Origin of the sequence: Bartonella grahamii ATCC 700132 (assembly GCF_000518085.1) — a bacterium.
Lineage (GTDB): Bacteria > Pseudomonadota > Alphaproteobacteria > Rhizobiales > Rhizobiaceae > Bartonella > Bartonella grahamii.
On the sequence record NZ_JACX01000019.1, the window covers coordinates 31,379 to 39,624 of the forward strand.

The 8,246-nt window shown below is 35.4% G+C and carries 6 protein-coding genes; 4 read left to right on the top strand and 2 right to left on the bottom strand.

Annotated features, from left to right (window positions below; translation table 11 throughout):
* Positions 1-136: 136 nt before the first annotated feature.
* From U736_RS0106790 to U736_RS0106810, 4 genes are all read left to right on the top strand, one after another.
* The gene (locus tag U736_RS0106790; RefSeq protein WP_015856828.1) at positions 137-643 is read left to right on the top strand and encodes a hypothetical protein; all 507 of its coding nucleotides are present in this window, start codon (positions 137-139) and stop codon (positions 641-643) included.
* Positions 644-920: 277 nt separating this feature from the next.
* Entirely contained in the window at positions 921-1,139 is a 219-nt protein-coding gene (locus U736_RS0106795; protein WP_041581453.1) for a hypothetical protein, read from the top strand.
* 2,913 nt (positions 1,140-4,052) lie between these two features.
* Complete coding sequence (locus U736_RS0106800; protein ID WP_026500525.1) at positions 4,053-4,496, top strand: hypothetical protein; 444 nt, start codon at positions 4,053-4,055, stop codon at positions 4,494-4,496.
* Between the two features lie 1,682 nt (positions 4,497-6,178).
* A complete protein-coding gene (locus U736_RS0106810; RefSeq protein ID WP_015856826.1) occupies positions 6,179-6,922 on the top strand; it encodes a DUF4167 domain-containing protein in 744 nt (247 codons plus the stop codon).
* A 279-nt stretch (positions 6,923-7,201) separates the two neighbouring features.
* On the opposite strand, the gene U736_RS0106815 is transcribed toward U736_RS0106810, so the two are convergent.
* Both U736_RS0106815 and U736_RS12820 read right to left on the bottom strand, forming a co-directional pair.
* Positions 7,202-7,651: a hypothetical protein gene (locus tag U736_RS0106815; protein WP_026500526.1), complete on the bottom strand. Its 450-nt coding sequence runs from the start codon at positions 7,649-7,651 to the stop codon at positions 7,202-7,204.
* A 43-nt stretch (positions 7,652-7,694) separates the two neighbouring features.
* Entirely contained in the window at positions 7,695-8,060 is a 366-nt protein-coding gene (locus tag U736_RS12820) for a hypothetical protein (RefSeq protein ID WP_026500527.1), read from the bottom strand.
* Positions 8,061-8,246 lie beyond the last annotated feature (186 nt).

Below are 8,246 nucleotides of genomic sequence, written 5' to 3' on the forward strand. Positions count from 1 at the left end.
TTGAGGTTGTCTTGAGGTTGTCTTGAGGTTGTCTTGAGGTTGTCTTGAGGTTGTCTTGAGGAATGCAAGAGCCGTACAACGGAAAAAGATATTCAAATGCTTAATACGCGTTTAGCTTACCAAAAAGGGGGATATAATGGCACTTTTTCCATTTTCTATTGCTGATATTGATGATCCTGAATGTATTCGTGTGGTTCTTTATGCTAGCGGAAGAATGGGACATGCTCCTTTAAACGCATTGTTGAAGAAAGCATATGAAGATATTACAAAAATTTCAAAGCGCATGGATGCTTTAGCAAAGCGCATGGATGTGTTAGAAAAAAAATTAAATACTCTAGATCCTACCAAGATCGAACAGAAAAAAAATACGAAAAAAGAGAATCAAGACAGTATTAATAGTGTTGTGAGTGGTGGAATAACGACATCAAGCAGTATTGTGAGCGGATCAGACATTAAAATAGAATCATTGTCCGCTGGAGACCTATTTTTTTCTCCAATATACGAGGCGCCAAAAATAGACTACAGTTCTTTTGGTTCAAAACTTACAACACATAAGCCGCTAGAAATATACAGTAATGTTAGTCAATACATGGGTGTTGAGCATTCTAGAGGGATTTCTTCGTTGTTAGAAAAGGAAAAATAGAAAAGACTGATCATAACAAATTGATTATAAACAATAGGCATGGGTTGAAGCTATGGATCAGATAAACCTTATTTATATCTTAGGTCGAGCGTGGATTGCACTCTGTTTGAGATGTTAAAAAAAGGTAAAAAATTGATAGAGAGTCTAGTTTTAAAAAGAGAAGCGTTGTTGCAGGAAAGTTGATCATGAGTTGTTGGGGAGATTAGGGCACATATTGAAATCTAAGGGCAAGTTTTTAAGGCCTACAGAGAAAGGAGCCGTGTCCAAACAGAAACGCATGGCAAAAGAAATTTTAAAAAAAGATAAAAAATCTTGCAATAATTTTAAAAAGCTTTTGGATAGAGCGTTCAATGATTTTAAATTTATAAATAATTTGCTGTTTTTAAGCTTTTTTAAAAGAGAAAAAAAGCAGTTTATCGCAATTTTAATTTGTCAAAAATCCCATAAAAAGAAAGTTTTAATTGTCACAAGAACAAAAGCAGAAAAATTCCTATAAGAAAAAAATGCGTGTCGTTATATCTTCTCTTATAAAGAAGAGCAATGCTGTACTGTTGGAGCAGGCTTGAAAGCGAAAATTTACTTGTTTTCTTATCAAACAAGATTGTACAAGCGGTTGTTTATTTGTCTTATCCTTCTTATACTGTAAATACTGTCCTTTCAGGTGTGATGATATAAGGTAAACCTCTTTGTAAGAGCCAAAATAATACAAAAAGTGTTTTTAAAGGTGTGCCAAATATTTAAGGCAGGGCTTATTTGTTGAGCTTTAAGTTTAAGTAAATCACATGTGGGAAAGCTAAATGGACCCCGCTATAATCCGAGATATTAATAGATCAGATTGGGTGAAGCATCGTCTTTTGAAGTGGTGAATGCAAGTTAAGAAAAACTAGCTTTTACAAGCGTAAAAGAACGGGTTTTATTATAATTATGTACTTAAACCATGTGTGTTTTTCATGGATGATATTGAAATAAAGCTACAAAGTATTTTGATTTATTTGATACGTTTTGATTTTAGAAAGTGCGTTGTTGCAAATGACTTCCATTAATACGAAGGCGTCATTATTTATACTCTTTTTGGATAAATTTTATAAATATAATTAAAAAGCTTGCAATATTATACGATTTGTGTATAAGTATTTATTATTGATTTCTTTTGTATTTTATTTAATTATATCTCTATTCATAAGCCGCGCCATTTAAAGGTGCGGCTTTTTTCTGTTTAATAGCAGGGGTGCTATATATCTATTATTGAGGTGGCTTTGGATATTTTTTTTTCATTATTGTATTTTGTGATTTCGTTTTGCAGTGAAATCTCTAAATTCTTGAGTGTTTTATCCCAATAAGGAAGATTCAAAATAAAAATGCAGGTATCTGTTTTAGTTTCTTTGCGTTGATTATAATGGGGGAGCGTTGAATAGTTAAAGAATGTTTGTTACTGTCTAACGGAGAGTGATATGGGTGAAGCGTAAAATGGTGGCGCACTTGAAGGTCCATTATCATACATGCCCGTATGATCAAAAATGCAAATGTGTCTTTACAAATGTGTCTTTTACAGTGTTTGTTGATCTCGATTAGAAAGTCCATTCTTTTCTTTGTTTGGAGTTTTACATCAATAATTTCTTATCTTGTTGTCGTGCTGCCTTTTGAGAGTGCGGTGATAGAAGGCATGTAAGTTTTATATATTGAAGTGTTTGTGTGTGGTGAATATGAGGGGTGTTTTTTTCGTCATGTGATGAACTCTTCGGGCGGTGGGGATTTTGTCCATAAAGCGTCATAAAATATCGCTTTTTGTTCTATGGTGATAGAGATCCCATGAGGGGAAAGACGAAGGGGAAAGTCAAGTTGATTTTGTGAGCCAATCATGTAAACTGGAACGAATTCCATGCGGATATAAATCAGGCTTTGTTTGTTGCATATAGCGCTATTTGTTGCATAACTTGTGATAGCCAATTCTCTAAATAAAGGGATTTGACCGGTAGCAGAAAAAAGAAAGCATTACGAGATAGCAAGTGTGCTTGTTTCAGAATGTCTAATGCTTTTGCATGACAAAGGAACGCGAAACTCTGTCACGCCTTCCTTTCATATTTTCAAGTCTAAGGTTACCCATATATTTCCTTCAACTTGATCTTTATGCATGGGACACAAGGGAATTGGACGCAAGGGAATGGAATACAAGAATTGGGATGAATATTTTTGGGATAAGCAAAAAGCCAATATGTTACGCTCGTTGTTTTACAGCATGTTTGATAAAAAGCTAGGACATCTTTCTAATCCATTATGTGTGTAATCTTAAGGCATTGTTTTCTTAAGAGAGTACAGAGCTTTTTTGTTGCTTGTCAAACAACATCAAATTTCAAAGCTGTAACATGTTTGAGAGAAAGAAGAATGAGAGCCTTACGGATTCAGAAGGGCAAAACTCTCTGAGCGATTCCAGCTTTTGTAAGCTAGACTTTATGTAAGCTAGACTTTATGTATGTCAGATGGGGGCTGTATTTGAGTGATTTCTGAAATAGGAAGACAGCCTTATTGAGAAAAATATAAAGGCATATTAATCACTCTTTGTGCTATCATTTTTTTGCTTTATAATTTTCAAAACTATCTATAGCGATATTATTTAAAGAATAAAGATAATGCTTCATGCCTTTGTGTATAGCGTTTCTTTTTGGGATCATGCCTCTCACATAAAAACAGAATGCTCAAAATATTAAAATATTATTTGTCTCTGAATATACATTTATTGCATATTCACGGACTTGTTTTTAAGAGATATCTCACTCCCAAGACCCTTTCACAAGGACACTTGTCAATGGTATAAGGGTAAAGCTCCTATGAAATGTATAAAACTTATAAGATATCTCCCTTATCTTTATGCTTCATAAAAGTGCAGACTGGTATTCTCATACACTTTTTCAGCTCCTAATAGTATGAAAGTCTTGGTTCGTGAGACGCTTTATAAGAGGCATATGCCTTTTTTGTACAGTTTTTAATCCACATGCCAGCTCCGCTTGTAACTTGCAAGCGACATGGTTTTGATCGTTTCAACAGAAAACAAATTTAGGATGAGAGAATCTTATGGTATTCAGGTTTCTTATTCGATATGAAAAACAATAAATACTCTTTATAAATCAATGTGATGTGTTTTAAAGAAGACGAATTGTTTATAGCGCCAGATGGATGAAGAATCTTCGCCTTTTAAGGTAGTGAAAGAAAATCATAATCCCTATTTTTTCATAAAGGGCATGAGAAAAGTGTTTCACAAAAATTTTATACGATAAAAATTATACGATAAAAAAGAGTCTTTTGACATAAGAGTCTTGATCGTTTGCCCCTATAACCTGTATTGTGTACACAGATACTTCTATCATTTTTTGCTGTAAAAGCTTCTCTTGGGATGTTAAAGGGTACAATCTTTATGGAAAAAAGAATTCGTGCAAGGCAAAAGGCTTATTTCAAAAGATTATATCGCAAGATTGCTTTTGTTTGCATAATACTTTTTTGTATAGTGATTTTGTGTTTTGTTGTTGCAAAGGTGATCAATTATTTTTCTTCTCATAAAAAAATAACACAACAAGCACCAGTTGAATTGGTTATTCCTGTTTTTGATCTGCGTGTATATTGCAAGGAAATTTCTGCTTCCGTTATGCCCGATATGAAAAGAGAAGTTTATCAGCATTGTCTTAATTTGGAAAGTGAGGCCTATTTTGCTATTCGTGAAATGTGGGATCAGCTTTCTGATACTGCAAAAAAACAATGTTTGACGTTGGTACGACCTGGGGATGGAAATTATTTTCTCTTACGCGATTGTTTTCTCAATGAAAAAGAAAATAAAAAAGGCAAAAGACGCAATTACTTTTAAGTTTTTATACGGAAAGTTAAAAGGATGCGAATTTTGATGAAAAGATAAAAACCCCTTAAATTACGATTTGCCTCGAGACCAATAGAAATTTTATTTATTTATCTTGTTATATTGCACTTCTTATTTAAGGTGTAGCGACATAAGGCATGGATTCTTACTTGAAATGTTTAAGGGGGCGTGGTGGAGTTTTAGGAGGATTTGTTGAGCTTTTTTAAGGGAAATAACAGGCGTGGGAAATCCATTTCGTAATGGTTCTGGTGAAGGGTATAATGGTAAAGCCCCCATGAAGTGTATAAAATTTATAGAGCATATTCATCTTTACGTTTCAAACAAAAGTAAGCCCCAAGTACCACTTACACTTTGCGAGCTTTCAATGGTGTTTGCTGACAGCCCTTGAGCTTTAGAGATGGTTCATAAGAGGCACTTTTAGCCTTTCTTTATCGTTTTTACTCCACGTAGGCTTTTCCGCGTGTAACATGCAAGAAAAAGAGATTGATTCAACAGTAAACAGATTGAGGATGAAAAAGCCTATGGTATTAAGTTTTCTTACTCAACACAAAAAACATGAATGATCATTATAAATCAATTCAGTGTACGAATTTTACAAGAATTTTCATTGTTAACAGAGCAGTGTGACTTGAGAACCTTCGTTCTTTGAGGGACTAAGTCAATAGACATGACAAAAATGAGTAAAAAAGAAACATTCCTTTTATAAACATTCAAGGCTGCTTTATGCGTAAAGTGCTGTGCTGGGTTTACAAATGTGCTTGTTTTATAATTCCAGTTTTCTTTATCAGAAAAGATAAGAGAGGAAATGTGTTATGCTATTCTTATTGATAGCTTTTGAGGAGAGCATGTTTTTGAGAAGAAGCTGATTTTTAGGAAAGTGTGACATATTGGTCATTTTTTTATAATTTTATATTTTTTTGTATTTAAATATTTTGCTTTTTAAGCTCAATTTGTTATAAATAAAAACTGTGATTAACTTAAAAACTCCATGGGTTAAAATAGAAATTGATAGTATCTGACTTATTTAGGAAAGAAGATTAATCTCTTGGTGATTATAGGGCTTGAATAATACTTCGTATTAATCTATCTATAAAGATCAAGAGGTTTTGTGAAGCGATCGTGGATTATCGCTCGCAAGGGGTTGCTTTAGCGATAAAGAGAGGCTATATTCTAAAATAAAGAGGTTCGCGCAGTGACTCGTTGGGATGGAAGTGCTTGTGAGTTAAATGCACGAGGGGGTAGAGGATATCGGCGTTTTTAGGAGCGGTGGTTTTAGAGCAAAAAAGGAAGCTTCTAATATTCTCTGGCAGGAATTTTTCTTTGTCAGGTGTGTTGTATGTGTGTTTTCCTTTTTGTTTTCCACAAGATAATTATTTTTTTAGTGAAATATGGTTTATTTTAAAAAAAACACTTGGCATTTTATGTGAACATCATTAGGTTTCTGCTGTTTAACAGAGAAAGAGGGAATTTTTGATTTACGATTTCCCTGCTGTTTTGTGATTTTCAAGAAAATATATGCTTTTATCAATATCAGTAGGGTTCGTTTGAGTAAAATAAACGCGGATAGCTTGATAACCGTATGTTAAAAATGATCAGCATTATCAAAAGGTAATGCAATGAGGAAGAGTCAATTAAGACATACATTAAGACAAACACTCCAAAAAGGGATAAAGATGAGGCCACAACAAAATAGACGGGTACGCGGTCGCAATAATAACAATAATGGTAATAACAATAATAATCGTCGCGGTCCTAATCCGTTGTCTCGCAATTATGAAAGCAGCGGTCCGGATGTTAAAATTCGCGGGAATGCTCAGCAAATTGCCGATAAATACATAAGCCTTGCGCGTGATGCACAAGGTGCGGGTGATCGTGTTATGTCGGAGAATTATTTACAACATGCCGAGCACTATTTGCGTATTATTTTAGCAGCAGCTGGACAAATGTCTCAATCGGTTCGACGTGATGAAAATCGTGATGAAAACAACGAGCAAGAATGCAGTGAAATAAATCTTGACGGTGAAAAAAAAGATGCTGTTGAGGGTGATACAGATGTATTACAGATGCCGTCGCAAAAAAATGGTAATGGCCAATATGCTAAAACGCAAAATGGGGATGCGCGTGAAAATGCTTTAGAGGCTCTATCGGATGAAAAAACGGATCAAGAGCACTGTCGCTCTGAGAAAAATGTTGAACCTGTCAAAAAAACGCGCCGTTCTCCCCGTCGACGTACTGTACGGACCCAACAAGATGAATCATCTCTTGAGCTTTCACTTACAACAGAAGAAAGCACGAGCAATGGAGATGCATCAACAGCAACAAAAGAGGTTTCTTCGTTGCCTGGATTAGGTGAGGGAATACAGAGAAAAACGCGCCGCCGCCGAGTGGTCAATCTTGAAGCAGAGGAAAATGTTTAAACTTGAAGGATGCTGTATAAGCGCTTGTGGTGGTGTTATTGGTATCATGATGGTAAATTATATATGCTCAAGAAGCTTTTTGCGCTTCTTTGAATTTTCACGGTCAGTACTAGGAACTTAACGAATGGTGTCGACAGACAAGATTGCCTCTTTGCTGGGATTTAAGTGAGGGAATACAGAGAAAAACGCGCCGTCGCCCAAGTGGTCGTATCTTGAAGCAGAGGAAAATGTTTAAACCTGAAGGGTGCTGTTTAAGCGCTTGTGGTGATATTAGTTTGCTTAATGAGGCATTGTTTTTGATATTTCTTTTTTTGTTTCAACAGAAAGAACGGCGATTAATGCACCGGTGTGATAATTGTAAATCATAAATTTTGTTTGTCCATCAGGGGTTAAAACTTTCAGTACAATATTGTGTTCTGAGAGGTTTTGCGACAAAATCTGTGTTTTTTCCGGTAGAGAGAGCGTATGATGGATAACGTGTGGGGTTTTGCTGGGAGAGGAAGATAGCTCTGTTTGTTTTGGCGCTGATCCGGTTGCTACCACTTTATAAACAATTAAAAACAGTACGGTTAGAATAAGGAAAAGCGTTATTAAAACGGAAATAATCATTAAACCCATAAGTTTTTTTCTCACTCGTTCTACAGCAGGATCTAAAGGGAGATCTTGAGGCAGAGAGTTTTGCTCTGTGTGATGGTCTTTTGAAGGTTGCATGCGCTTATTATCCATCATGTCTTTCATTGAGTATTTTTTGAGATCTGATGGGTTTATGCTTTTAAAGTTTTTTGTGCAAGAGGTTTGTGGAAGAAGAATGCAAAAGAGGAAGCGATGTTGGTAAAATACCTTCTTTCTGGACTGTAGATATCTTGTTATTTACGTTTTGGCTTTTAAGCAGGAAATTTCCACGGTTTGTTACAGACCAGATCAATTTTACTTCTTGTTGATGTAAATCTGCATGGACGTTTATACATTGAGCAAAAATTTGTTGTCCAGAAAATGAAAACTTTTTTGTGGACGGTATCATGGATTGTTCACATGCTTGAGCCGTTGGATAGATTTTAACCATTGTATTGTTCGAATAGCAACTATTAAAATCATCTGTACATGAAACTAATAAGAGGATAAAAACAAAGGGATTCATCAATCATTTTCCAAATGAGAGGTTGACAGCATGGGCTCCAATTTGTCAGCCTGGGGGCTTCTTCACTGTTAAACGTTTTTACAGTTTTTTAGTTCCCCCTTTGAGATGTCCGTTCCCCCTTTGAGATGTCCGTTCCCCCTTTGAGATGTCCGTTCCCCCTTTGAGATGTCCGTTCCCCCTTTGAGA